Consider the following 436-nt stretch of genomic DNA (forward strand, 5'->3'; position numbering starts at 1 on the left):
GCATGGCATCGGTGATGTCAGAAACAAAAAATTCGTCAAAGCACAGCACGTCCGTTTCGGCCTTAAAACGGTCGGCAATGATTTCCAGCGGATCGCTCTGCCCCTGCAGGCCGGTAAGCTCCTCATGGACGCGCAACATAAAACGGTGAAAGTGCAAACGCTGTTTACGCCTGCCCGGCAGGCTATGGTAGAACAGATCCATCAGCCAGGTTTTTCCGCGCCCGCCGCCGCCCCACATATACAGCCCACGCACCGGCGGGTTAGTCGGCGACCCGCGCTTACCCAGCAATTTGCCAAAACGCGCCATCAGTCCACTCTCCTGTGGCACAGGACGCGCCGGCGTCCAAAGCGCCTGGAAAATGGTTTCCAATCGATTCCCGGCTGCCTGTACGACGGTGTCGGGCTGATGACTGCCACCTTTGAGCGCTTGCTGGTA

At 58.3% G+C, this 436-nt stretch carries 1 protein-coding gene; it reads right to left on the reverse strand.

Annotated features, from left to right (window positions below; all coding sequences use genetic code 11):
* On the reverse strand, positions 1 to 436 hold a 436-nt coding region (gene zapE, locus ACU8YC_RS28140), incomplete at both ends, for a cell division protein ZapE (protein WP_446896414.1).

It is taken from the genome of Citrobacter sp. VF227 (assembly GCF_052950715.1).